The sequence below is a fragment of the Campylobacter sp. BCW_4323 genome, assembly GCF_001763115.1.
GTDB lineage: Bacteria > Campylobacterota > Campylobacteria > Campylobacterales > Campylobacteraceae > Campylobacter_D > Campylobacter_D jejuni.
The window spans coordinates 1-26,139 of the sequence record NZ_MJYC01000006.1 but is presented as its reverse complement, the minus strand read 5'-3'; the positions used below and the strand labels follow the sequence as shown (position 1 = coordinate 26,139).

Here is a 26,139-nt window from a genome sequence, read left to right as displayed (position 1 = left end):
CTTATTTTGTATGATAAAACTTTATCCTTTAAGCTTATCAGCATTTATTTAAACCGCCACTATTATATTTTTTATCTAGACATTCTTTGAAAAATTCCCCTCTGGTTTTTGGAATTTTTCCTGGATGTTTTTGTTTCATGTGTTCTAAATACTTATCATAACTAGAAAGTCCCACCAAGGGATGAAAAAACCTTTCGGCTTTTTCATAATAATACTTAAATTTTTTGAAATTCATCAATCTTAATATACTTAGTTTCTTTAAGAGGAATTTTAATTTTACCTAAGCAAATTCCTATACAAGAAATTATAACAAGCAAGGTAGCTATCATAAAGAACACACAAAGAATTGCATTAAGTAAATTTCCAACTTTACTTTGAGTGGCTATTGAAATTTCTTTTTTAATTGTAGAAATTTCTTTTTCATCTTTAGTATTATTTAATTTAAATTCTAAATCTTTAATTTTTTGACTTTGTATGCTAACGGCGGCTACATGACTTACCGCATTTGCTACTTTATTGCCTTCTTCATAAGGCATAATTTTTTGAATTCCTCCATACAGAGTTGCCACTAAGACAAATACCGCAGGTACTAAAGTAACCCAAGTATATCTTGCCTTGCCCATTTTTACAAGTATAGTTGTAGCAAGAAGCAAAGCCATACCCGCAAGCATTTGATTACTCACGCCAAAAAGAGGCCAAAGCGTATAAATTCCTCCCTTAGGATCAATGGCACCTTGATAAAGAAAATATCCCCAACCTGCAACACTTAAAGCCGTAGCCAAAAGTCCAGCTGGATAATTATGAATATCTCCTAAAGGTTTATAAACATTACCCAATATATCTTGCACCATAAAACGACAAGCCCTTGTCCCAGCATCCACCGCTGTTAAAATAAATAAAGCTTCAAACAATATAGCAAAATGATACCAAAAAGCCATCAAATCCACGCCGCCAAAAAGTTCATGCAAGATCAAAGCTACACCTATAGCAAAAGTTGGAGCTCCACCTGTTCTTGAAAGTATAGTATGCTCTCCTATATTTGTAGTCAAAGTAGTAATTTCTTCAGGAGTAATGCTAAATCCCCAATTTGAAATGGTTTGCGCTACACTTACAACATCTGTTCCTATCAAAGCAGAGCTTGAATTTATAGCAAAATAAAGACCTGGATGTAAAATACAAGCACAAATTAAAGCCATAATCGCCACAGCACTTTCAGCAAGCATAGAGCCATATCCAACAGCTAAGGCATGAGTTTCGTTTTCAAGCATTTTAGGAGTAGTTCCACTAGAAATCAAAGCATGAAAACCACTGATCGCACCACAAGCAATGGTAATAAATAAAAATGGAAATACTCCACCTGCAAATACTGGACCTGTTCCATCAAAATACTGAGTATTTGCTTTTGGCATTTGCAAATCAGGAGCAACCAAAACAATAGCTACAGCCATTACCACAATAACACCGATTTTCAAAAAAGTTGAAAGATAATCTCTTGGAGCAAGTAAAAACCACACAGGTAAAACAGAAGCAATAAAACCATAAGCCATCATAACAATTGCCAAAGTTGGAGCTTCTAAAGTAAATATTTTAGCCCAATAAGGATCAGCAGCTATAACGCTACCATAATGAATAGCCAAAATTAAAAGCACAAAACCTATTATAGAAGCCTCCCCTACTCTACCTGGACGGATAAAACGCATATAAATTCCCATAAATATTGCTATAGGAATAGTCATTGCGATAGTAAATAAACCCCATGGAGATTCTGCTAAAGCTTTTACAACCACCATAGCTAAAATGGCAATAATAATAAGCATAATGCCAAAAATCGCCACCATAGCAACTCCACCTGTAAATTTACCCATCTCATCCTTAATCATCTCGCCAAGACTTCTACCTTTTCTACGAGTAGATATAAAAAGAACAACAAAATCATGCACAGCACCCGCTAAAACTCCTCCTACTAAAATCCAAAGCATAGAAGGCAAATATCCCATTTGAGCAGCCAAGATAGGTCCTACTAATGGACCTGCTCCTGCAATAGCAGCAAAATGATGTCCAAATAATACAGCCTTATTTGTAGGCACAAAATCACGCCCATCATTTTCTACAAGTGCTGGTGTTGCGCGATTTTTATCAAGTTCTAAAACCTTATAAGCTACAAAATGCCCATAAAATCTATATCCTATCATATAAATACATATAGCAGCAACCACCAAATAAATCGCTGATACACTTTCTCCATTTTGTAAAGCTAAATAACCAAAACAAATAGCGCCTAAAGTTGCAACAAGCAACCATAAAATTTTAGTACTTAACTGAGTCATAATTTCTCCTAAGAAAATAAAATATTTTCAAAGAATAACAGATTTATAGATTAAATTGTATAGAAAGATGTTTAGTTTTTTCACATTTTTAAAAAAATATATGTTTTTTGTTTCTTTAAGTAGCATAAAAATGAAAAGCTTAAAAACAATCTTTAAGCTTTTTTAATCTAAATAAAGAGAGAATTTACACTTTCGTTATGATAAACACGACGTATTACTTCAGCAAAAACAGATGTAACACTTAATACTTTAATATTTGGTAATTGCTCTTTTAAAGGTATAGTATCTGTTACTACAAGCTCATCTAAAGCTCCACTTGCTATTCTCTCATAGGCTTTTCCACTTAAAACTGCATGAGTACAGCAAGCCATAACAGATTTTGCACCTTTTTCTTTTAAAGCTTCTGCAGCTTTAACTATAGTGCCAGCAGTATCAATAATATCATCTACTAGGATAACTTCTTTATCTTTTACATCTCCAATGATGTTCATTACTTCACTTTCATTGGCTTTTTCGCGACGCTTATCAACTATAACTATATCAAGTCCTAAATGCTTTGCAACACTCCTAGCTCTTGCAACACCGCCTATATCTGGACTTCCTATAATAGCATTTTTAAAATGTTTGGCTTTAATATAATCATTAAAAACTATACTTCCATAAAGATTATCTACTGGAATATCAAAAAAACCCTGAATTTGCCCTGCATGCAAATCTATCGTAGCTACGCGATCAATCCCAGCTGCCTGAATCAAATTAGCCACAAGTTTAGCAGTAATTGGCACCCTAGGATTTGCTTTTCTATCTTGTCTCGCATAGCCAAAATATGGGATAATAGCCGTAATCGAATTTGCACTTGAGCGACGCAAAGCATCTGTAAGAATTAAAAGTTCCATTAAATTATCGTTTGTAGGAGCGCAAGTACTTTGAATAATAAAAACATCCTTTCCGCGTACGCTCTCATCAATTTGAACACTAATCTCTCCATCACTAAATCGTTTTACTCCAGCATCACTTAAAGGCAGGGAAAGATATTTAGAAACTTGTCTTGCAAATTCCACATTAGCTGAGCCTGAAAAAATTTTATAACCTCGCATAAAAAACCTTAATCAATAAAATTATGAATTAATACAAAAGATTTTAATAAAAAAAATGTTAAAAACTGCTGTAAATTTAAAAAGCTTATATAAAAATATAAGCTTTTTTAAGAAATGTAAGCTGTCTTTTTAGCATAATATCTTACTAACATAGAAAGTGAAAAACATATTATAAAATAAATTCCCGCAACAACACCTATCATCGCTAAAATTTCTTCAAAACTTCTTAGTTTTGCCAATATAGTTTTTGAATTATAAGTAAGTTCAGCTATACCTAAACCCGCTAAATAAGCTGTATCCTTTACAGTGGTTACAATTTGAGATAATAAAGCAGGTATTATTTTTCTAAAAGTTTGTGGTAAAATAATATAAAAAAGAGTAAAAAATTTACCAAAACCTTGAGAATAAGCTGCTTCAAACTGACCTTTTGGTATAGAATTTAATCCACCTCTAATAATTTCAGCCATAACCGAACTCGTATAAAGTGAAAATCCTATAGTACCCCAAAAAGCTTGAGGAAATTGTCCAAAAAATACAGGTAGAACAAAACAAGCTGCAAGCATCCATAATAATAAAGGAGTATTTCTAAAAATATCTATATAGCAAGCTGCTAAAAATTTACTTAATCTATCCCCATAATTTTTAGTTATAGCTAAAAAAGTTCCAAAAATAATCGAAATAATACAAGTTGCTAAGGCTATTTTTAATGTCAGAAATAAACCTTGCATTAAAAATTCAATATTTTGTGCATTAAAAACATTTTCCATTAACAACCCTTTATCTCGTTAAATGTGCTTTTTTTAATTTATTTTCATAAGCCTTTGCAAAATAAGCCAAAGGATAACAAATTATAAAATATAAAACCGCTGCAAATATATAAGCTGGCGCATAATTTCCATAATCAGCTGCGTAACTATCAGCAGAATGCATTAACTCAGCTCCACCTACAATAAGCAATACAGAGGTATTTTTGATTAAATTTACCATTTGATTTGTCATCGGTGGTAAAATAATTCTAATGGTTTGAGGTACTATGATATAACGCATTTGCTGAATATAAGTAAACCCTTGAGAAGCAGAAGCTTCAAACTGACCTCTTGGCACAGCCAAAATTCCACTTCTAACCACCTCGCTTACATAAGCTCCGTGATAAGCCCCAACACCCAATACACCAATAGTAAATATATCAAGTCTTATACCTAAAACAGGCAAGGCATAAAACAAAAAGAAAATTTGTATTACCAAAGGAACATTTTGAAAAAGCTCTACGTAAATTCTAGTGTAGGCTCTGATAATTTTAAATCTACTTGTAGCCATAACTCCGCCTATAGTTCCAAAAATTGTAGCTATAAGCAAAGCAAGAATGCTTACTTCTAAAGTATAAATAAAACCATTAATAAAAGCATCTTTATTATCCAAAGCATCTAAAAATTTCCATACCGCAAAAGGGCTTATACTATTTTCATCATATAAACCCCAAGAAGTAAGAATTTGTCTTAAATGTTCAACAAAACCTACACTTTCATTCATATTATAAACCCCATTTTTTCGCTAAAGCATCAATTTCACTTTTATGTTCTTTTACAAAATCATCAACATATTTTGCAAAAGCTGGATCATCTTTTTTGGTTACAATACCATAACTTTGTGGTTCAAAACTATCTGGTAAAATTTCACTTTTATCATCCACATAACCTAACAATATTGATTTGTCTACAGAAAACGCATCAACTCTTTTAGCATCTAAAGCAGCTTTTATACTTGGATAATCAGGAAATTCACTAAATTTAACATCGACACCAATTTTTTTAGCAGCTTCACCTATAGCTTTTTTTGTAGTTGCAGCTTGAGCTACTCCAATATTTGCACCTTTCATATCAGCTAAAGATTTATAATTTTTTTCTTTTAAAACTAAAAGCCCTATAGCATCTTGATAATAAGGCTCTGAGAAATTATAAATTCTTTTTCTCTCTGGAGTAATAGTAAAAGTTGCTATCACTGCATCTACACTACCATTATCAAGCAAAGGGCCTCTTGTTTTAGCATTAACTGCGACTAGTTTTATTTTTTTATCATCACCTAATATACTTTTAGCTAGCAATTTGGCAACATCTACTTCAAAACCTTTAATTTCACCTGTTGCTTGATCAAGTAAAGCATAATGTGGAACATCATTTTTAACACCAACTATTAATTGTCCTTTAGATTTAATAGACTCAAGTTTACCTTCTGCTGCATTAGCATTGCTAAATGCAACACAAGCACCTAGAGCAAAAACTGCCAACTTTAATAAAGATTTTCTAAAAACCATTTTTTCTCCTTTCAATTTTGGTTAATTTTTAAGAATTTTCCCTAAAAAGAGTCGCGCTCTTTCGGTTTTTGGATTTGAGAAAAATTCACTAGGAATATTTTCTTCCACAATAGCGCCATCTTCCATAAAAATAATCCTATCTGCTACTTCTTTTGCAAAACCCATTTCGTGTGTAACAACCACCATGGTAGTATTGCTTTGGCGTGAAATTTCTTTCATTACATCTAAAACCTCTTGTATGGTTTCTGGATCAAGGGCTGAAGTAGGTTCATCAAATAAAATATAGGGTTTTTTAGTACAAAGTGATCTTGCTATAGCAACGCGTTGTTGTTGTCCGCCTGAAAGGGTTGCTGGATAAACATTTGCTTTATCCACTAAACCTACGACTTTTAAATACTTAAAAGCTGTTTCTTCAGCTTCTTTTTTAGATTTTTTTTGAAGTTTCATTGGAGCTAAGGTTAAATTTTGCAAAACCGTCATATGTGGATATAAATTAAAATGCTGAAAAACCATTGCACAATATTTTCGACAAATTTCAATTTTATTTTTATGATTTAAAACAAGATTGTTAACTACTACCTCGCCTGAACTAACTTCTTCAAGCCCATTCATGCAACGGATAGTTGTACTTTTTCCACTTCCACTTGGACCTATAATAACAAGCTTCTCACCTTCTTTAACAGAAAGATTGATATTCTTTAGAACATGATGAGTTCCGTAGTATTTATTTACATTTTTTAATTCAATCAAGTTTTTTCCTTTATTTCTAACTAAATATAAAATTAATTAAAATTATTTTATCATTAAATAAAGAAAACTACTTCAAAATGTAACTTATTTTTACCAATAAATTTCCAAAGTGTAACTTTTAGTAATTTTTAGAATTTATACTTTTTCATAGTAAACACCTCTTGGAGAGAAAATCTTTTTAAAATAAATAGTCTCTGGAATCAAATCAGCATTGCCAATATAAAGCCTTCCTTTGTCATTTAAAATTCTATGAAATCTCTCCATAAGTTTTAGTTTTGATTCATGATCAAAATAAATAATCATATTTCTAGAAGCTATAATATCAAATTTTCCCAATCTTGAAAATTTTTCTTCAAAAACATTGCAAAGTTCAAATTTACAGGTACAAAGCTCATTTTTATTAATAGTATAAAATTTATCTTCGCTTTCTAAAAAAAACCTTCTTTTTTCACTCTCACTCAATCGCTGTAAAGTTCTTCCTTGATATTTTCCAAGTTTTGCTTTTTCAATCACGCTTGAATTAATATCAATGCCTAAAATATACATATCTTTAATAAAATTCTGTGCAGCCAGTAACGCTAAAGAATATACTTCTTCTCCACTTGAACAAGGGGCACTTAGGATATTTACTCTCTTTTCTAAGCTTTTGGCATAATAAATTATTTCTTTCAATTGAGCCAATTCTCTTAAAAAATAAGTTTCACCTATGGTTACAAAATCTAAAGTTTCTTGTTTAAGTTGTCTATTACTTTTTAATTTTCCCAAAAATTCGGAAAAATTTTTAGTATTAGTTCCTTCAAGAAATTTATTCAACTTTAAAGCTAATATATTTTTTTTATCGGTTAAATCAATACCGCTCATTTCGTTGATAATTTTTATAAATTCATTAAGTTCTAATTCGCTAGGAGTTATTTTTTTTTCCATGTAATTTTCCTTTTATTAATCCTGATCAATAAAATTTATAATTTCTTTTTTAATTTCTTTTAAGCTCATAGGTTTTAAATGTGGATTCATATCTTTTGCTTTTTTTGGCATACCATAAACGACGCTATCTGCCTCATTCTCACATAAACATCTAACCCCTGTTTTATAAAGCTCAAATAAACCTTTTGCGCCATCATCTCCCATACCCGTTAAAATAATAGCAAGTATTTTATTTGTTTTTGCCAAAGAAACAGCGGAATGAAAAAGCATATCTACACTTGGCTTAAAACTTGATACCACATCTTGCCAAGAGGCTACAATATTTAAATTTCCAGATAAAATAGTATTTTTAGGGCAAATATAAATTTTATTGCTTAATATCTCTTTATCGTTCAATAAGCACACTTCACTAAAAGCCTCCTTATTAAATTGCCCCACAAAAGATGGAATAAAACTAACACTCATGTGTTGAGCTATAACTACACAAGTATTTTTTATATCAATATCCTTTAAAAGAAATTTAAGCTGATTAGGACCACCTGTTGAAGATCCTATGAGTATGAGCTTCATTTTCTTCTCCCCTTAATTTATTGAAATTTTATTTTTCTTGTCGCAAATTCTAACATATATAAAGAAAAATAAAGCTTATTTTTAAAAAAAGAAAAGCTGTTTTTATGATTTAATATGATAAGATTAGATTTTTATCTTATTTTATATAGTAATTAGGAAACCAATGCTTAGGGAAAAAATTTATATTGCTAGTGATCATGCTGGTTTTGAATTAAAAGAAAAAATTTGCGTATTTTTAAAAGAAAAAAATATAATTTTTAACGATTTAGGAACAAACACTTGCGCAAGCTGTGATTATCCTGATTATGCACATTTACTTGCCGAAAAAATAGACAAACGAAGCTTTGGCATTCTTATTTGTGGAAGTGGAATTGGAATTTCTATTGCAGCAAATCGTCATAAAAACATTCGCTGCGCATTATGCCATGAAAGCTTAAGTGCGGAACTTGCAAGAAGACATAATGATGCCAATGTTTTGGCATTAGGTGGAAGATTAATCGGGATTGAATTAGCTACAGATATTATAGAAAAATTCATTCAAACTCCTTTTGAAGAAGGGAGACATATGCAAAGAATTCAAAAAATTGAGGTAAAAATATAATGTTTACAAACTGGCTTGTTTTAACTATATTAATTTGTGCAACTATCTATCTGATTGTAATGTTGTTTTACTATAAAACTCTACTTAATAAAGAAAAAACATCAAAAGATTTTATCAAAAACAATCTTGATGATACTGAGATTGTTATTAGAAAACTACAAATCCAACTTCAAAGAAGTCTTGGAAATATAGATATACTCACAGAAGAGCTTAATAAAATCAAAGCAGACCTTACATCTTTAAGAACTAGAAATTCTCAATATCGTTTAGAAAATGACAAACTAAGACAAAGAATTAAAGAATTAGAAGCAAAAATCGAGGCATTATTATGATAAAACTAACACAAGAAGAACAAAAATACCTGCTTGATAGCATTAGAATTATTGCTGATTTTCCAAAAAAAGGAATTATTTTTAGAGATATTACCACTCTACTAAATAACAAAGAGGCTTTAAATTTTCTACTTAAACATTTAAAAGAACGCTACAAAGATTACAATCTAGACTTCATAGCAGGAACAGAAAGCAGAGGATTTATCTTTGCATCTATGATTTGTGCAAAACTTAATCTTCCTTTTGTGCCTATTAGAAAACCTGGAAAACTCCCTTTTGAAACCTTTAGCTGCGAATATGATCTTGAATATGGCAGCGATAAAGTAGAACTTCATAAAGATGCATTTAAAAATATTCAAAATGCAAAGGTTTTACTTGTAGATGATTTAATAGCAACTGGCGGAACAGCTATAGCTTCGTATGAACTCATTCAAAAAGCTGGAGCAAAATGCGTTGAAGCTTGTTTTTTAATGAATCTTAAAGATTTAAATGGAGCAAATAAACTTGAAAAACTTACTTCAGTTTATAGTGTTTTAGAAATTTAAAACTATAGAAAGGCACAAATGGAAGAATTTTTAAAAAATTTACTTTATCAATACAAAGATCTAGCATATATTATTATTTTTTTATGGTGTATTTTAGAAGGGGAGTTGGCTTTAATTTTGGCAGGTATTTTTGCCCATCAAGGACATGTAAATTTAGGCTTTGTTATATTTATAGCAGGACTTGGTGGTTTTGTAGGCGATCAAATTTATTTCTATATAGGAAGATATAATAAACGCTACATACAAAAAAAATTAAAAACCCAAAGGCGTAAATTTGCAGTAGCACACTTACTTTTACAACGTTTTGGTTGGCCTATTATTTTTATACAACGCTATATGTATGGCTTTAGAACCATTATACCTATGAGTATAGGAGTCACGCGTTATAGTGCAAAAAAATTTGCTATTATCAATCTTTTTAGTGCTTGGGTTTGGGCATCAATCACTATACTTTTAGCTTGGTATTTTGGAGAACAAATTTGGAAGATGGTGACTTGGGCTGAAGAACATTGGTATTATGCAGCCATTATTATTATAGCTTTTTTATCCCTTTTATTATTTGGTTTTAAACAAATGGAAAAAGCTATACTTAAAGATAAAAGGAAAAAATCATGAAATTTGAATTAAACGATAAAAAACTAGATGCTATAAAAGCAGACTTTGAACTTATTTTTATACAGGATAAAAATTTAAAAAATTTTAACAAAGAAAAAGATTTTTTTAAACTTAATAATTACAAAGGCGAAGGTGTATTACTAGACTTAAACAATAAAAAGCTTTATTTAGAGCTTAAAAGCCTTGCTTATGAGGATATAAGATTAAGTCTTTGCACAGCATATAAAACTCTTGAAAAGCTTAATATAAAAAGCGTAAAACTTCCTAGCATAATAGGAGATTGTGTAGTTAGAAGTTTTACATCTTTAGTTGAAGGCGTACTTTTTGGAGCTTATAAATTTGATAAATATAAAAGCGAGAAAAAAACAAGCACTTTGGAAAAATTTATTATTTCAAGCGAAGAATTAAATAGTAAGAAATTTAATAAAGATGAAGCTAAGATAGGCTTGGAGCGTGGAGAAATTTTAGCTAATGCCACAAATTTTACTAAAAATATAGTCAATGAAATTCCTGAAATTTACACCCCTTTAAAAATGGCAGAAGATGCGCAAAATTTAGCTAAAGAAAATAAAAACATTATTTGTAAAATTTATGATGAAAAATTTTTGGCCAAAGAAAAAATGAATGCTTTTTTGGCAGTCAATCGTGCCTCGGTACATCCACCACGCCTCATTCATCTAAGCTATAAAGCCAAAAATGCAAAAAAACGTGTTGTATTTGTTGGAAAAGGCTTAACTTACGATAGCGGTGGATTAAGCTTAAAACCAGCTGATTTTATGCTTACAATGAAAGCTGATAAAAGCGGTGCAGCAGCAGCAATGGGGATCATAAAAGCCGTAGCCGAGCTTGCTTTAGATTTAGAAGTGCATTGTATTTTAGGTGCAACTGAAAATATGATAGGCGGCAATGCTTATAAGCCTGATGATGTGTTAATCAGTCGCGAAGGCGTAAGTATAGAAGTAAGAAATACAGATGCAGAAGGACGCTTGGTTTTAGCTGATTGTCTTTCTTTTGCACAAGATTTAAAACCTGATTTACTTATCGATATGGCAACACTTACTGGAGCTTGTGTTGTAGGACTTGGAGAATTTACAAGTGCTATTATGGGAAACAATGAAGAATTGCAAAATGATTTTTATCTAAGCTCTAAAAAAAGTGGAGAATATACTACAATCTTACACTTTAACCCCCACTTAAGAGAACTTATAAAATCAAATATTGCCGATATTAGCAACACTGCCTCTAGTCGCTATGGAGGCGCAATTACCGCGGGGTTATTTTTAGATAAATTTATTCGTAAAGAATATAAAGACAAATGGTTACATCTTGACATAGCAGGACCTGCTTATACGGAAAAATCTTGGGGATATTCTAGTTTTGGTGCAGGTGGAGCTGGAGTTAGAATGTGTGTTAATTATCTAATTCAAATTTTAAGGAAAGCTAAATGAGTTTAAGCGTAGGTATAGTAGGACTTCCAAATGTTGGCAAATCAACGACTTTTAATGCTTTAACTAAAGCACAAAATGCCCAAAGTGCAAACTATCCTTTTTGTACCATAGAGCCTAACAAAGCCATGGTTGAAGTTCCTGACTTAAGACTTAATGAACTTGCTAAAATCGTAAAACCTGAAAGAATTATGCATTCTTTAATAGAATTTGTAGATATCGCTGGACTTGTTAAAGGTGCAAGTAAGGGTGAAGGCTTAGGAAATAAATTTCTTTCAAATATACGCGAAACTGAGGTTATTTTACACATAGTGCGTTGTTTTGATGAAGAAAATATCACCCATGTTGAAGGTGGAGTTAATCCTTTGCGTGATGTAGAAATTATCAATACAGAGCTTATTTTAGCAGATATTGAACAACTTAGTAAAAAAATAGAAAAACTCACCAAAGAAACCAAAGCCAACCAAAAGGGTGCTAAAGAAAGCCTCGAACTTGCAAATTCTTTACTTGATCATTTAAACAAAGGCTTAGCTGCAAGTTCTTATCCTGAAAAAGAAAACGAAATTTATCAAGCCTTAATCAAAGAATTAAGACTGCTTTCTGCTAAAGAAGTGATTTATGGTGCAAATGTTGATGAAAATGGTATTAGTGAAGATAATGATTATGTAAAAGCTTTAAAAGAATATGCTAAAAAAAATGATCATGAAGTTATCAAGCTTTGTGCAAAAATCGAAGAAGAATTAGTAGGATTAAGCGATGAAGAAAGCCATGAATTTTTAAGTTCTCTAGGAGTTAACGAAAGCGGTCTTGATCAAATCATACGCACTGCTTTTACTAAGCTTGGACTGATCAGTTATTTTACCGCTGGTGTAGTTGAAGTGCGTTCTTGGACAATCAAAAAAGGCTGGAAAGCACCAAAAGCAGCGAGCGTGATTCATAATGACTTTGAAAAAGGCTTTATAAAAGCTGAAGTTATTTCCTATGAAGACTATATCCAATACAAAGGCGAAAATGGCGCCAAAGAAGTAGGAAAGCTACGCCTTGAAGGAAAAGACTATATCGTTTTAGACGGCGATGTAATGCATTTTAGATTCAATGTTTAGGCAAAATAGCCTAAACAATATTTATAAATTTTGAATAAAACCTTCCAAAATTTGAATTTGCTTTTCTACGCTTGCAATAGAACTTGAGCCTTCACTTTGCTTAGAATTTAAAGAAAATTCAAAATTTAAAAGTTCCATAGCTTTTTCATCAAATACAGGATCTATTTTTGAAAGATCTTTAATTTCACTTATATCAATACCTTGTGCTTCAGCTTGTGCAACAACATTTCCCACTATAAAATGTGCTTTTCTAAAAGGAATATTTTTTTCACGCACCAAATAATCCGCCAAATCGGTAGCCAACAAATGACCTTTTTTACAAGCATTAAGCATATTTTCTTTATCAATTCGTATTTCTTTTAACATTGCATTTAAGATGATTAAACTATCTTTAGCGGTTTTTACACTATCAAAAAGCCCTTCTTTATCTTCTTGCATATCTTTATTGTAAGCTAAAGGTAGAGCTTTCATTATAGTTAAAAGAGAAATCAGATTTCCATAGACACGCCCTGTTTTTCCGCGTATAAGTTCACAAACATCGGGATTTTTTTTCTGAGGCATGATAGAACTTCCTGTTGAAAAACTATCACTTATGGATATAAAAGAAAATTCCGAACTTGAAAATAAAATCATTTCCTCGCAAAGTCTTGAAGTGTGTGTAAAAATAACTGCTATATCATAAAGTAAATCAAGAGCAAAATCTCTATCACTCACTCCATCCATAGCATTTGGCATAATCTCCTTAAATCCTAAAATTTCAGCACTCAACTCACGATTGGTAACATAGCTTGTTCCTGCACACGCACAAGACCCAAGTGGCGAAAAATCAGCGAGTTCTAGACTATTTTGCAAACGCTTAATATCTCGCATTAGCATAAAAGCATAAGCTAAAATATAAAAAGAAAAACTCACAGGCTGAGCGTGTTGTAAATGTGTAAAACTTGGCATAATAGTTTTTTTATGCACTTTGGCATGTTCGAGCATGGTTTGAATCAATTCTTTTAAAAGCTTTATAAGTTCAATATGAGATTTTTTGACAAAAAGTTTAAAATCAGTAGCCACTTGATCATTTCTACTTCTTGCAGTATGAAGTCTTCCACCAATTTCACTACCTATAAGCTCGCTTAAACGCTTTTCTACAGCCATATGAATATCTTCATCTTTAATATCAAAAATAAATTTGCCTTGCTCTATTTCACTTCTAACCTGCTCTAAACCTTTTATAATAGCATCTAATTCTTCTTTTTTTAAAATACCACAACTTTCAAGCATTGTAGCGTGTGCTATAGAACCTTGTATATCTTCATTGAACAAAGTTTTATCTACATTTAAACTTGCATTAAATTCTTTTAAAAGCTCATCACTTGCACCACTAAAACGTCCTGACCACATTTCATTTTTCATTTAAATGCCTTAAATTTTTGGTCCAAATTTGCTAAATTCAATGCCTTCTTTGACATCTTCATAACGTTTAAAATTTTGTATAAACATATGTGCTAATTTATCTCTTGTTGCAATATAATCATTTTTATCTGACCAAGTATTTATAGGATTTAAAAGCGTGCTTTCTACACCTTCTAAAGCTTTTGGAATAGCTAAATCAAACACTTCAAAATTTTCAAATTCGCATTTTGCAATACTTCCATCTAGAATAGCATTAATGCAAGCCCTAGTAGCCTTAATGCTCATTCTTTTACCCACACCGTAGCTTCCACCGCTCCAGCCTGTATTAACAAGATAAACATTAGCTTCATGCTTTTCAATCTTTTCACCAAGTAATCTCGCATAAACCGTTGGATGCAAAGGCATAAAAGGTTCTCCAAAACAAGCTGAAAAAGTTGCTTGAGGTTCTAAAATACCACGCTCAGTTCCAGCTACTTTTGCTGTATAACCACTTAAAAAATAATACATAGCCTGCTCTTTGCTTAGTTTACTTACTGGAGGTAAAATTCCAAAAGCATCTGCACTTAAAAATATAATATTTTTTGGATGCCCTGCTTTTAGACTAGGCTCATGATTTTCAATATGCTCTATAGGATAAGAAACTCTTGTATTTTCTGTTTTTGAAGCATCAGCATAATCAACACTCTTATCGGCTCTTAAAACTACATTTTCTAAAAGTGCATTTCTTTTAATGGCACTATAAATTTCAGGCTCATGTTCAGGATCGAGATTGATTGTTTTTGCGTAACAACCACCCTCAAAATTAAATACACCTTCATCATCCCAACCATGTTCGTCATCACCTATAAGTTTTCTTTTTGGATCGGTTGAGAGTGTAGTTTTTCCAGTACCACTAAGTCCAAAGAAAAGTGCTACATCACCTTTTTCTCCGACATTTGCACTACAATGCATAGAAAGTTTATTTTCTAGTGGCAACCAATAATTCATCATAGAAAAAATACCTTTTTTCATTTCTCCGCCATACCAAGTTCCACCAATAACCGCTATATTTTCTTCAACATTAAAGATTACAAAAACCTCTGAATTTAAACCATCTTGTTTGTAATCTTCATTGATACATTTGCAAGCATTATAAACAATAAAATCTGCTTTAAAATTCTCAAGTTCTTCTTGACTTGGGCGAATAAACATATTTTTAACAAAATGTGCTTGCCATGCAATTTCAGTAACAAATCTTACTGCTTTGCGACTTTGCAAAGAAGCGCCACAAAAAGCATCTTGAACATAAATTTTCTTTCCACTTAATTCTTGTTTTGCTTTAGTCAAAAGCTTATCAAATAATTCTTTTGTAATGGGCTGATTTACCTTTCCCCAAGCAATATACTTACTAGATGGATCTTGTTTTACAAAATATTTATCTTTAGGACTTCTACCTGTAAAAATTCCTGTATCCACACAAAAAGTATCATTATCCGTACTTAAACCTTCATTATTTGCTTTTTCATGAGCATTTAATTCATCATAACTTAAATTATGAAAAATTTCTTTTATATTGTCCAAGCCTAAATTATCAAATTTTTTCATCTTTCCCTCACTTTAATTCTTATAGATAGCTAATACTTCACCTTCGTTAACAGTATCGCCTATTTTAATACAAAGCTCTGAAATAATTCCATCTTTTGGGGCATTAACTTCAATCTCCATTTTCATTGCTTCTAAAACCATGATGGCTTGACCTGATTTTACTTCTTCACCTTCGTTAACATAAATTTTAAAGACATTACCTGAAATACCTGCTAAAACTTCATTTTCAGCATCTACAGAACTTGTTGAATTTGAAGAAACAATATTTTTATTTTCTTCTACTTTTTTTACACTTTTAACATTAACATCTTTATCAAAACCATAGCTTACCTCTACATGATATTTATTACCATTTACAGCTACGGTAAATTTGTTTTCATCTACACTCATAGGCTTTGGCATACTAGCTAATTTGCGTACATTTACCTTTGCCTCTCCTTTTAAAAATGCTATACCTTTTTCTTTACAAGCTGCTGCAATAAATATATTTTCTTCACTCGTTTCTATACTCTCTTTTTCAAGCAAGGTTTTAGTATAAACTATACTTTTACTCTCATCTTTATCAGCTATATTAATAGCAAGCTCTGTAGTAGGTTCTAAATTAAGTTGTTTTGAAGCAAGTTCAACAATATTTGCATCGGGTGTAACAGGAGTTTTTCCAAAATAACCAAGCACCATTTTTCCATAACCTTCTGCTATTTTTTTCCAAGGTCCAAACATCACATTATTAAAAGCTTGTTGAAAATAAAATTGAGAAACTGGAGTAACCGAAGTACCAAATCCACCTTTTTCTACAACTTCTCTCATAGCATGAATGACTTGTGGAAATTTATCTAAGATATTATTATCTCTCATCATTTGTGTATTTGCTGTTAAAGCTCCTCCTGGCATAGGAGAAAAAGGAATAAGTGGATTTACCATAGTAGCTTCAGGTGGTAAAAAATATTCTTTTAAACAATCTTTTAAAACTTCTTCGTATTTTAGAATTTTTTCTTCCTCAAGTCCGCCTAAATCATAATCTTTGCCTTTTAAAGCATGCATCATGGTTAAAATATCAGGTTGAGAGGTTCCGCCACTTACTGGAGCCGCAGCCAAATCGATACCATCAACCCCTGCTTCAAGTGCTGCAAGATAGCAGGCTATACTCACCCCTGCAGTTTCATGCGTATGAAGTCTAATATGCATATCTTGAGGTAAAATTTTTCTTGCCATTTTAATGGTTTCATAAATTTTATTTGGATTTGAAGTTCCACTTGCATCTTTGAAACAAATACTATGAAAAGGAATTTCTGCTGCTAAAATTTCTTTTAAAATTTTTTCATAAAAAGGCACATCATGAGCACCTTTACAATTTGGCGGTAAATCCATTAAAGTAATAGTAATTTCATGCTTTAACCCATGTTTTACTATACATTCACCACTAAATTTTAAATTATTTACATCATTAAGGGCATCAAAATTTCTTATCGTTGTAGTACCGTGTTTTGCAAAAAGTTTTGCATGCAAATCAATAAGTTCACTACTTCCAGTATCTAAAGTAACAGTATTAACCCCTCTTGCTAAAGTTTGAAGATTGGTATCTTTTCCTACAATAGCCCTAAATCTATCCATCATGGTAAAAGCATCTTCATTAAGATAAAAATACAAGCTTTGAAATCTAGCACCACCGCCAAATTCAAAATGTGTAATTCCTGCTTCTTTTGCTGCTTCTACTGCAGGAAAAAAATCATCCATTAAAACCCTAGCTCCATAAACAGACTGAAAACCATCTCTAAAGCTTGTATCCATTACATCGATGAATTTTTTAGCCATTATTTTTCCTTAAAAAAATATTTTTTCATTATTATACAAAAATTTGATAACACATTACCAAAATTATTGCTATAGGCGATATAAAACGAATAAAAAACAACCAAATTAAGAAAATTTTTCGACTTATAAATTTAGAAAAAATTTTATAAATTTGTTTTTTATTCATAAAAAAACCTACAAATATAGAGCATACTATAGCACCAAGTGGAAGTAAAAAATTTGAAGTTAATTTATCCAATAAAGTAAAAAAATCTTTACCAAAAAAACTAAACATAGAAAAAAAATTTAAATTTAACGACAAGATACAACAAATTCCAAAAACAAAAACAAATAAACCTATTAAAAATAGAGCTTTAACACGAGAAATTTGATAGTTATTAATCATATAAAAAGTTAAAGGCTCTATCATTGAAACAGCTGAAGTAATACCAGCAAAAAAAAGCGCTAAGAAAAAACAAAATGCAAAAATATAGCCTAAAGCTCCAAGTTGATTAAACAAACTCATCAAGGATACAAAAACAATTCCTGCTCCTTGAGTATGCGGATCGGCTCCAAATTCAAAGATAAAAGTAAAAACAATAAGTCCCATGATAAAAGAAATCAATAAGTTAATCAAAACAATATACACTGAACTTTTTATAAAATTTGTTTTTTTATCCAAGGCTGATGAATATGTAACTATACAACCTATTCCCAAGCATAAGGTAAAAAATGCAAGCCCTAAAGCTTCGGCAATAGAGCTAAATTTAAAATGTGAAAAATCAGGATAAAATAAATAAGAAAAAGCATTTGCAAAACCTTGCTTAAATCCCATACAATAAAACAACATAAAAACAAGCATTAAAAATAAGCTAGGCATTATAACAACGTTTAATTTTTCAATCCCTTTGATTAAACCTTTAGATACTATTAATAAAGTAAGAAAAAAAGATAAAATGAAGAAAAAAACAGAACTTGTCAAATTTGCAGTAATTAAATTCTGAAAATTACTTGCTGCTTCATCTAAAGTTTTAGGAAGATAATAAAGACTAACTACAGTATATTTTAAAACCCATCCCATGATAACTAGATAAAAAGAGAGAACAAAAATACCACCTAACATAAAAACGCCGCCATATCGCCATCTATTGCCATATTTTATGGCAAGATTTGAATAAGCATTTGCAAGATCACTTTTACTTAAACGTCCCATAGCCACTTCAGCCAAAAAAATACTAAATCCTATGGTTAAAGTAAAAAACAAATATAAAAGCACAAAAACAAAACCACCATTTTCTGCACTTAAAGTTGGAAATTTCCAAGCATTACCTAAACCAACGGCTCCACCAGCAACAGCCAATACAAAACCGATTTTTGAAAAATATGTTCTCATTATTTTTCAAACTCACTTTAAAAAAGCGGCTATCATAACTATAACAACAGCCAAAGGGGAAATAAATCTCAAAAACACATACCAAAGTTCAAAAAATATACCCCTCATATAAGGTTCAAATAAAATTTTTAAAGCTTCTTTTTTCATCACAAATCCCACAAAAATAGCTGCCAAAATTCCACCTAAAGGCATAATAACCTTACTTGAAATACTATCAAGCAAATCAAAAAAACTCATTCCAAAAAATCCAAACTGAGTACTTTTTAAAGAAGATAAAATACACAACATTCCTAAAATATAAACAACAATTCCTATTAAAATCAAAGCTTTTTTACGGCTCATACCAAAAGTATTAATAAGGTAAAAAGCAAAAGGCTCTATCATTGAAACAGCTGAAGTAATACCAGCAAAGATTAAAGAAATAAAAAATGCTGCTCCAAAAATACAACCAATCACCCCAATTTTTTCAAATAAAGTAGCCAAGGAAATAAAAACAAGTCCTGGTCCTTGCTGATTAGGATTGTAACCAAATTCAAAGATAAAAGTAAAAACAACCAAACCCATTAATAAACCAACTAAAAGATTGATAAAAATAATATTTAAAGTACTGGTAATAAAATTAGTTTTATCAGGCAGACTAGCAGAATAAGTAATAATCGTTCCAACGCCCAAAGAAAGACTAAAAAAGGCAAGCCCTAAGGCTTCAAGAACATTTGAAGTGTTGATTTTGGAAAAATCAGGCACAAAAAGAAATTTAACCGCCATCATAAAACCATCTTTACTAATAGCATAAACAAGCATCAAAATAAGTAAAATAAACAATGAAGGCATCATCCAAACATTTAACTTTTCAATCCCATTCTTAACACCTTTAGAAACAATATAAAAAACACATAAAAAAACTAAAGTAAAACAAATAAACTGACTTAAAAAATCCTCACTTGTAAAAAATCCAAACTGCGCTTTACTTACTTCTAGATCCATAGGCAAATTTCCAGTGATACTTAAAAACACATATTTAACTATCCAGCCAATCACCAAGGTATAAAAAGAAACTATTAAAATCGCTCCCACCATAGTAAAACCAACATAAGACCAAGTTTTTTTATTTGAAGGTGCTAACTTTTCATAGGCATTAACCGGATCTTTTTCACTAATTTTTCCTATGCTAAGCTCAGCTAAAAATATCACAAAACCTACACCTAAAGTAAGAATTATATAAAGCAAGATAAAAGCAGATCCACCACTTTGACCTACTAGTGTTGGAAATTTCCAAGCATTACCCAAGCCCACTGCTGAACCTGCTACCGCTAAAATGAAACCTATTTTTGAAAATTTAGAACTCAATGTTACAACCTTAATTTAAAAATTATTTTAAAATATTATTAAAGCAAAAAAACTTTTAAGCTTTATTAAAAACAATCAAATTTAAATCAAAAATGTGAATTTTTGTAAATTTCAATAAAAATAAAGATACTTTTGGTTATAATTCGGCTTTATTTTTAAGTCTTAAGTAGGGATACGCAAGCCGAACTGATTTAAAAATTGAAAAATATTTTTTATAGAAAGGTTAAGATAATGAAAAAAGTTCTTTTTTTATTATTAGCATGCGCAGCAGTAGCTTTTGCAGCTGAAACTAACGCTCCAGTAGAGCAAGAAGCTATCAATATATGGATTAAAGCATTTTCAGTTCTTGCAGCAGGTTTAGGTCTTGGTGTTGCAGCACTTGGTGGTGCTATCGGTATGGGTAATACCGCAGCGGCAACAATTGCAGGAACAGCTAGAAACCCTGGTCTTGGGCCAAAATTAATGACAACTATGTTTATCGCTTTAGCGATGATTGAAGCACAAGTTATCTATGCTCTTGTTATCGCGCTAATAGCACTTTATGCAAATCCTTTTATAGTTTTACAATAAAACTGATTAAAGCCCTTTTTTGGGCTTTTTTTATGCGGTTATGGTGGAATTGGTAGACACGCCATCTTGAGGGGGTGGTGCGCTCCGCGTGTGCGAGTTCAAATCTCGCTAACCGCACCATTATTTAAAATTATAATCATTCAACTTAAAATACCAACTATTCAAAATCAAATTTCAACTTACAATTTCTTAAAGTTACAAAAAATAAAAAATATTGGTTTTTTTAAAAAACTTAAAAAATATTAAGATTTTTTTTAAGTATAAAGAATATAATTCTATCCGTTTTCAAAAACCATCCCTTAAAAAGGATTATTCAATGTTTGTTTTTATACCATTATTTACAATTTTTATTTTACTTGCAGGCGGATATTTTGCCAAAAGAATTGGCGTTTTAAAGCAAAAACAAGCTAGGACTTTTTTAGATTTTGCTATTATTTTTGCTTTACCTTGTTTGATTTTCGATAAAGCATATCATTTAAATTTTGATTTTTCATTGATTATTTTTATTTTTATTGGATTGTTTAGCTGTATACTAGCAGCTTTTTTTGCTATTCTTATTGGAAAAGTTTTTCATTTTTCTAAAGTAACTTTAGTCAGTATGTTTTTGCTTTCTTGTTTTGGAAATACTATATTTGTGGGTATGCCTATTGTTGCTGGTATATTTAATGACCCACAATTTAGCGCTGAAGTTATATTTTACGATGCTTTAGCCACAACTTTACCTATATCACTTTTTGGACCTTTTATACTTTCTTTGGGAAATGGAGAAAAAGTCAGTTTACTTGCTAATGTTAAAAAAATTCTTAGTTTTCCACCTTTTTTAGCTTTGCTTTTTGGTTTTTTGTGCAAATTAATTACTTTACCTGAATTTATTTTCTCTCCTATTCGTTTATTTGGCGCTTCTGCAACCCCTGTTGCACTTTTTGCCATAGGTTTAGGACTTGGCTTTATGGCGATTAAAACCTCTTACAAACCTACAGTAATTGTCATCTTTGCTAAAATGATTTTAGCTCCTTTATTTTTTGTATTTTGTTTAAAAATATTTAATTTAGAATTAAAAAATTCTACCATTGTTGCTATTATAGAAAGCGCAGCTCCTACTATGACCTTAGCAGGAGCTATGGTAATGAAAGCTAAACTAGATAGCAATTTAGCCGTAAGTGCTGTAGCCTTTGGAGTTCTTTTTGCTTTTGTTTCTATGCCAATTTTAATTTGGGCTTTGTTATAAGCTCAAATTATATGGCTAAATTTTTAGCTAATTCTTTAACTTTTTTAAGATCAACTTTTCCTGAACCTAGGAGGGGAATTTTTTCTATTTGAAAATAATATCTAGGTTTAAAAAGTGTAGGTATATTAGAATTTTTTATAGCCTCACATACTCTTTCAAAAATTTCATTATTACATTCTATGAGTAAAGCAATTTGTTCCCCTTTTTTCTCATCTTCTAAAGATGTAGCACAAAATTTAACCACTTCAGTGTCTATAAATTTGGCAATTTCTTCTTCTATTGCACCCAAAGAAATCATCTCTCCGCCAATTTTTGCAAAGCGAGAATAACGATCGACAATATATAAAAAACCATCTTCATCCAAATGTCCCTTATCTCCCGTGTTGTACCATCTTATGCCATCAATTTCTTTAATAACTTCATCGGTTTTTTCTTTGTTATTAAGATAGCCTACCATAACTTGATGACCGCCTATAAGTATGAGTCCATCTTCATTTGTTTTTAAATTTTCATAATTATTTGGATCAACAATACGTACCGCAGTTCCAGGTAGAGGCATTCCTACACTTCCTTCTTTATTGGCACGATGTATAAGCCAATAATCCGCATCAAAACGATTTGGTAAATTTACACTCGCTACAGGTGTAGTTTCCGTAGCTCCATAACCTTCAAAAATGCTTTTTTTAAACTTCATTTCAAAAGCAATTCTTACTTCATTTTTTAGTTTTTCAGCACCTGATACAACTATTCTTAAGCTTTCAAACATTAAAGCATCAAGTTTTTTATTTCTTGCATAAATTCCTAAAAAGGTTGAAGTTCCACACATAATAGTGACATTATTTTTAGCAACAGCTTTGGCAACCCCTAAGGCATCAGTTGGATCTGCAAAAGTGATACTTTTAATACCTTCAAGCAAAGGCAAAAATGTAGTTACGGTAAGTCCAAAAGCATGAAAAGGTGGTAAAGATGAGAGAATGACATCATTGTTTCTTGTGCAAAGCACATCAGAAATTTGTGCTATATTGCTTAAAATATTACGGTTGTTGAGCATAACACCTTTTGGAGAACCTTCACTTCCGCTACTAAATAAAATAGCTGCGATGGCAAGATTGTTTTTTGAAGGAGTGAAGATGCTTTTGAGTATAAAACTAGGCATGATACTAACTACTAACATCATGCTAAAAATTTTAGTTTTTTGCATTTTAAAATCTTCTACAATATCTTCAAAATAAATTAAATGTATATTTGTATCGAAATTTAGGTTTATACCTTTATTTGCTAATTTTTCTAAAAAAGTTTTAGAAGTATAAATTTGTGAAATTTGCGCATTTTTTATAGCTGCTTTTAGAGCTTTTTCTCCAGCCGTAAAATTAAGATTTACTGCAATTTTTTCTGCGATTAAAACAGATAGATTGGTTAAAGAGCTTGCAAAAGAAGCAGGTAGTAAAATTCCTATAGCTTCCTCTTTAGGAGCGTAACTTCCACGCTGAGGGTTAATGTTTAATTCTTTGGATTTTCTTTTAATAAAAAAATTAAGAATTAAACTAAGACTCAACATTTTTCTATAAGAAATATCTCCAGCTAGTGTATCGATAATAGCTATTTGATTTAGATTTTTTTTAGCTGTATCTATCCAAGCTCTTGCTATAGTATGCATAGCTTCGCATTGTGATTTCCAAGCCATAAAAGAAAGTTCAAAAACTTTAGCTTTAACTTCATCTTTTTTAGAATGCAAAGGCATAGCTTTACCAAAAGCTATAGCAATTTTTCTTTTATTTAAAGTGCGGTTTCTTGCTGAAAATTCTTCATCGCTTCTTGAAAAAGCACTACCCCAAAGTCCTCTTATATAAAAAGGAATAATTTTTCCATCATCTTCGCTTAAATATTCACAAGCTAATTCAAATCCTGCTTTAAATTCATTTAATTGTCCATGTCTTGAAAGCGTACCTTCAGGAAACAAGCAAACTAAATTACCTTCTTTGATATGCTTTGCTATCAGTTCTAAACTCGTCTTACTTCCTGTACTTGATACAGGAATAATACCAAATTTATCAAGAAAAATTTTAATATACCATTTAGAATAAATACTTCTTTCCATAACAAAATAAATTTTTCTTGGAATTGCCATTTGTACAACAGCCCAATCAATAAAAGAAATATGATTACCTAAAAGCAAAGCTCCACCTTTTTCTGGTATATTTTCAAAACCTTCTACAAGTAAGCGGTATCGTTGCAAAAAAGCTATGCTTAAAAGTATACGCACTAAAGAAAAGGGAAGTTTTAAAAGTATATAAAAACTTCCTATAAAGGTTACTAAAGTAATAAAATAAAACAAATAAACTACATTGATTTCAAATTTTGCAAATAAAGTTGCTAAGAGTAAAAATCCTAACATGGCAATATTTTGAAAAAAATTATTTCCTGCAAGAATTTGTCCCAATTCATTTTCTTTGGCATGAAATTGGATTAAAGTATTTAAAGGAATGATAAAAAGAGCTCCGCAAAATCCAAAAAAGAAAAATAAAAAACTATAACTTAATAAACTTACAAAATAAGGCATTAAAAAAGCCATTAAAAACATACCCAATGCACCAAGTGGAATAAGTCCAAGTTCTATATAATTTTTTGAAAATTTACCAGCTACTAAAGAGCCTAAAATCACTCCTATACCAGAAAAAGCGAGTGAAATTTGCACATAAAAAGTATTTTCTATGAAAAGTTCATTTTTGACAAAGACAGGAAAGCTAACAAGATAAAGTTGAGATATAGCCCAAAAAAATGAAATTCCTATTATGCAAAGCCAAATAGTTTTATTTTTAAAAACAAGCTTAAGATTATTTATTAGAAGTTTTCCATGAATATAGTCTTTTTTGTTAAAAACTAAATCTTTATTTGTTTGTTTGAGCTTAGGTAAACGCCACGCAAAAAATACTTCGATACAAGAAAATAAAATTAGCACAATTCCTAAAGGCGCTACTTCTTTTAAAATTTCATCTGTTTGATTATATGCAGAACTATAAAGACTTTCAAAACTTAAAGAAAACAAAGCCATTCCTGCTAAGATTGCCATAATGCTTACTGCATTAATTACACCATTGCCCATAGCAAGAAAGTCTTTTCCTACAAGTTCTTTGATAAAACCGTATTTGCTTGGTGAATAAATCGCTGCTTGTACTCCCATTATAAAAGTAAAAATAAAAGCCATCCAAAAAGCACCGCTATAGTAACAAATGCAAATTATTAAAGTGAGTATAACATTGAAAATTGCTGAAATTTTCATTACAATATTTTTTGGATATTTATCCGCTAAAAAACCCGAAGGAGAAAGCATAAGAATAAAAGGAAGTAAAATCAAAGCATTAACTATAGCATTTAAAAATAACTGCTCGCTTCCTTCATAGGCCTTATAAATAGTATTTTGAATAATAATTTTATGTCCCAAATCCACAAAAGCATTGATGAATGCTATAAGTAAAAAAGGAATTAATCCGTAAATTTTCAAAAAAGATTTTTTTTGCATTATTTAAACCTCGTCAATTAGCACTTATTTTACAAATTTAGGAAAATTATCTATATTATCTTTTAAAATAATTCCATCGATTTTTAATTTATAAAATTTTTTAAAATTCTCTAATTTATCAACAATCATTAAAACCCTACTATCAAAAACATAAAATTCTGCAACCTTGCTAGCAAATTTTGCAAGTTTTTTATCATTGCATAGCAAAAATTTAGCTCCTAAAGCATTGGCTAAAAATATCTCGTCTTTATTTTGCGCTAAAATAGCAAATTCAAAATCATTTTGACTTAAATAAGAAATCAATTTTTCATCATAAACAATACAATAAACTTTATTATCTTTAACTTCTTCAATACTTTCAATAAAAGAAAAATCTAAATTTTTTAATAATTTATGTCCAATAATAAGCATTTTTTTCCTTAGCTCTATTTTTTATTATTTTGCAAATTATACTTATAAAATTGTTACCAAGCAAGATGGCGCAGCGGACGGGGCTCGAACCCGCGACCTCCGCCGTGACAGGGCGGCATTCTAACCAGCTGAACTACCGCTGCATCCAAAGTAAAGAAGTAGAGATTATAAAACCTATTTATGATTTTATAAAATGGTGGTCACTATAAGACTCGAACTTATGACATCCACCTTGTAAGGGTGGCGCTCTACCAACTGAGCTAAGCGACCT

24 protein-coding genes and 3 tRNA genes are annotated in these 26,139 nt (G+C 30.9%); 9 read left to right on the top strand and 18 right to left on the bottom strand.

The window, feature by feature from the left end; genetic code table 11:
- Positions 1-37: 37 nt before the first annotated feature.
- The 9 genes from kcuS to AJN60_RS00140 form a co-directional block, all read right to left on the bottom strand.
- Entirely contained in the window at positions 38-235 is a 198-nt protein-coding gene (gene kcuS / locus AJN60_RS00180; protein ID WP_002867452.1) for a KCU-star family selenoprotein, read from the bottom strand.
- Positions 216-2,327, bottom strand: coding sequence for a carbon starvation CstA family protein (locus tag AJN60_RS00175; RefSeq protein ID WP_070261279.1), 2,112 nt, complete (start codon positions 2,325-2,327; stop codon positions 216-218). The genes kcuS and AJN60_RS00175 overlap by 20 nt, the downstream gene beginning before the upstream one ends.
- A gap of 167 nt (positions 2,328-2,494) precedes the next feature.
- Positions 2,495-3,424, bottom strand: coding sequence for a ribose-phosphate pyrophosphokinase (locus AJN60_RS00170; RefSeq protein ID WP_002861611.1), 930 nt, complete (start codon positions 3,422-3,424; stop codon positions 2,495-2,497).
- Between the two features lie 107 nt (positions 3,425-3,531).
- Positions 3,532-4,191 (bottom strand): amino acid ABC transporter permease, encoded by a 660-nt coding sequence (locus AJN60_RS00165; RefSeq protein ID WP_053872756.1) that lies wholly within the window; start codon positions 4,189-4,191, stop codon positions 3,532-3,534.
- A gap of 10 nt (positions 4,192-4,201) precedes the next feature.
- On the bottom strand, positions 4,202-4,954 hold the full coding sequence (locus AJN60_RS00160; protein WP_002853332.1) for an amino acid ABC transporter permease: 753 nt from the start codon (positions 4,952-4,954) through the stop codon (positions 4,202-4,204).
- Between the two features lies 1 nt (position 4,955).
- Complete coding sequence (peb1A, locus tag AJN60_RS00155) at positions 4,956-5,735, bottom strand: bifunctional adhesin/ABC transporter aspartate/glutamate-binding protein PEB1a (RefSeq protein WP_044780510.1); 780 nt, start codon at positions 5,733-5,735, stop codon at positions 4,956-4,958.
- 21 nt (positions 5,736-5,756) lie between these two features.
- A complete protein-coding gene (locus tag AJN60_RS00150) occupies positions 5,757-6,485 on the bottom strand; it encodes an amino acid ABC transporter ATP-binding protein (protein ID WP_052858624.1) in 729 nt (242 codons plus the stop codon).
- Between the two features lie 135 nt (positions 6,486-6,620).
- Positions 6,621-7,409: a CheR family methyltransferase gene (locus AJN60_RS00145; RefSeq protein WP_052858622.1), complete on the bottom strand. Its 789-nt coding sequence runs from the start codon at positions 7,407-7,409 to the stop codon at positions 6,621-6,623.
- Positions 7,410-7,424: 15 nt separating this feature from the next.
- Positions 7,425-7,979: a CheB methylesterase domain-containing protein gene (locus tag AJN60_RS00140; RefSeq protein WP_052949392.1), complete on the bottom strand. Its 555-nt coding sequence runs from the start codon at positions 7,977-7,979 to the stop codon at positions 7,425-7,427.
- Positions 7,980-8,142: 163 nt separating this feature from the next.
- Here AJN60_RS00140 and rpiB point away from each other — a divergent pair, with 163 nt between their 5' ends.
- Genes rpiB through ychF form a run of 6 tightly spaced genes read left to right on the top strand, consistent with a single transcriptional unit; the run spans position 8,143 to position 12,620 of the window.
- Positions 8,143-8,580 carry a ribose 5-phosphate isomerase B gene (gene rpiB / locus AJN60_RS00135; RefSeq protein ID WP_002861617.1) on the top strand — a complete coding sequence of 146 codons (438 nt, stop codon included), beginning with the start codon at positions 8,143-8,145 and terminating at the stop codon, positions 8,578-8,580.
- Positions 8,580-8,912 (top strand): membrane protein, encoded by a 333-nt coding sequence (locus AJN60_RS00130; protein ID WP_002853247.1) that lies wholly within the window; start codon positions 8,580-8,582, stop codon positions 8,910-8,912. The genes rpiB and AJN60_RS00130 overlap by 1 nt, the downstream gene beginning before the upstream one ends.
- Positions 8,909-9,457 carry an adenine phosphoribosyltransferase gene (apt, locus tag AJN60_RS00125; protein WP_044779227.1) on the top strand — a complete coding sequence of 183 codons (549 nt, stop codon included), beginning with the start codon at positions 8,909-8,911 and terminating at the stop codon, positions 9,455-9,457. Before AJN60_RS00130 ends, apt begins: the two co-directional genes overlap by 4 nt.
- Positions 9,458-9,475: 18 nt before the next feature.
- Positions 9,476-10,072 carry a DedA family protein gene (locus AJN60_RS00120; RefSeq protein ID WP_002861619.1) on the top strand — a complete coding sequence of 199 codons (597 nt, stop codon included), beginning with the start codon at positions 9,476-9,478 and terminating at the stop codon, positions 10,070-10,072.
- Complete coding sequence (locus tag AJN60_RS00115) at positions 10,069-11,520, top strand: leucyl aminopeptidase (protein ID WP_052858619.1); 1,452 nt, start codon at positions 10,069-10,071, stop codon at positions 11,518-11,520. Before AJN60_RS00120 ends, AJN60_RS00115 begins: the two co-directional genes overlap by 4 nt.
- Positions 11,517-12,620: a redox-regulated ATPase YchF gene (ychF, locus tag AJN60_RS00110; RefSeq protein WP_052949390.1), complete on the top strand. Its 1,104-nt coding sequence runs from the start codon at positions 11,517-11,519 to the stop codon at positions 12,618-12,620. Before AJN60_RS00115 ends, ychF begins: the two co-directional genes overlap by 4 nt.
- A gap of 21 nt (positions 12,621-12,641) precedes the next feature.
- Here ychF and argH read toward each other — a convergent pair whose 3' ends face one another.
- The 5 genes from argH to AJN60_RS00085 are packed head-to-tail and all read right to left on the bottom strand — an operon-like array spanning position 12,642 to position 20,139.
- Entirely contained in the window at positions 12,642-14,024 is a 1,383-nt protein-coding gene (argH, locus tag AJN60_RS00105; RefSeq protein ID WP_070285650.1) for an argininosuccinate lyase, read from the bottom strand.
- Positions 14,025-14,033: 9 nt separating this feature from the next.
- On the bottom strand, positions 14,034-15,608 hold the full coding sequence (gene pckA / locus AJN60_RS00100; RefSeq protein WP_070285649.1) for a phosphoenolpyruvate carboxykinase (ATP): 1,575 nt from the start codon (positions 15,606-15,608) through the stop codon (positions 14,034-14,036).
- 12 nt (positions 15,609-15,620) lie between these two features.
- The gene (locus AJN60_RS00095) at positions 15,621-17,420 is read right to left on the bottom strand and encodes a biotin/lipoyl-containing protein (protein WP_052949387.1); all 1,800 of its coding nucleotides are present in this window, start codon (positions 17,418-17,420) and stop codon (positions 15,621-15,623) included.
- A gap of 31 nt (positions 17,421-17,451) precedes the next feature.
- Entirely contained in the window at positions 17,452-18,792 is a 1,341-nt protein-coding gene (locus AJN60_RS00090) for a sodium-dependent transporter (RefSeq protein WP_052949386.1), read from the bottom strand.
- Between the two features lie 12 nt (positions 18,793-18,804).
- Positions 18,805-20,139 carry a sodium-dependent transporter gene (locus tag AJN60_RS00085; RefSeq protein ID WP_052949385.1) on the bottom strand — a complete coding sequence of 445 codons (1,335 nt, stop codon included), beginning with the start codon at positions 20,137-20,139 and terminating at the stop codon, positions 18,805-18,807.
- Between the two features lie 231 nt (positions 20,140-20,370).
- Here AJN60_RS00085 and AJN60_RS00080 point away from each other — a divergent pair, with 231 nt between their 5' ends.
- The 3 genes from AJN60_RS00080 (at position 20,371) to AJN60_RS00070 (ending at position 21,937) form a co-directional block, all read left to right on the top strand.
- Positions 20,371-20,709 carry a F0F1 ATP synthase subunit C gene (locus AJN60_RS00080; RefSeq protein WP_052949384.1) on the top strand — a complete coding sequence of 113 codons (339 nt, stop codon included), beginning with the start codon at positions 20,371-20,373 and terminating at the stop codon, positions 20,707-20,709.
- 34 nt (positions 20,710-20,743) lie between these two features.
- Positions 20,744-20,829 (top strand) — tRNA-Leu (locus tag AJN60_RS00075).
- A gap of 196 nt (positions 20,830-21,025) precedes the next feature.
- Positions 21,026-21,937, top strand: a complete 912-nt coding sequence (locus AJN60_RS00070) for an AEC family transporter (RefSeq protein ID WP_002861688.1) — start codon at positions 21,026-21,028, stop codon at positions 21,935-21,937.
- A gap of 7 nt (positions 21,938-21,944) precedes the next feature.
- Here the strand turns inward: AJN60_RS00070 and AJN60_RS00065 are convergent, their stop codons facing one another.
- The 4 genes from AJN60_RS00065 to AJN60_RS00050 form a co-directional block, all read right to left on the bottom strand.
- On the bottom strand, positions 21,945-25,457 hold the full coding sequence (locus tag AJN60_RS00065; RefSeq protein ID WP_070285648.1) for an acyl-[ACP]--phospholipid O-acyltransferase: 3,513 nt from the start codon (positions 25,455-25,457) through the stop codon (positions 21,945-21,947).
- Between the two features lie 24 nt (positions 25,458-25,481).
- Positions 25,482-25,868: a hypothetical protein gene (locus tag AJN60_RS00060; protein ID WP_070285647.1), complete on the bottom strand. Its 387-nt coding sequence runs from the start codon at positions 25,866-25,868 to the stop codon at positions 25,482-25,484.
- 66 nt (positions 25,869-25,934) lie between these two features.
- Positions 25,935-26,011: transfer RNA gene (locus AJN60_RS00055), tRNA-Asp, on the bottom strand.
- Positions 26,012-26,062: 51 nt separating this feature from the next.
- A tRNA-Val gene (locus AJN60_RS00050) sits at positions 26,063-26,138 on the bottom strand.
- Between the last annotated feature and the right edge of the window lies 1 nt (position 26,139).